Origin of the sequence: Brevundimonas sp. SPF441, from assembly GCF_009661015.1 — a bacterium.
In the GTDB taxonomy this organism is placed as follows: domain Bacteria; phylum Pseudomonadota; class Alphaproteobacteria; order Caulobacterales; family Caulobacteraceae; genus Brevundimonas; species Brevundimonas vesicularis.
Genome location: NZ_WJWX01000062.1, coordinates 1 through 255 on the forward strand (window position 1 = coordinate 1; position 255 = coordinate 255).

A 255-nucleotide genomic window follows, 5' to 3' on the forward strand; every position below is an offset into this window, starting at 1 on the left:
TGACGATGCCCTTCTCGACGCGGCCCGTGACCACGGTGCCGCGGCCCGAGATCGAGAACACGTCTTCGACCGGCATCAGGAACGGCAGGTCGACCGGACGCTCCGGCTGCGGGATGTAGGCGTCGACGGTTTCCATCAGGGCCAGAACGCGCTGTTCGCCGATTTCCGGGTTCACGCCGTCGGTCGCGGCCTTGGCCGAACCCTTGGTGATCGGAATGTCGTCGCCGGGGAACTGGTACGAGCTCAGCAGCTCGC

The 255-nt window shown here is 66.7% G+C and carries 1 pseudogene; it reads right to left on the reverse strand.

The annotated features are described in order from the left end of the window. Positions 1-255: pseudogene (gene tuf / locus GGC30_RS16180) on the reverse strand (elongation factor Tu); the annotation flags it as partial.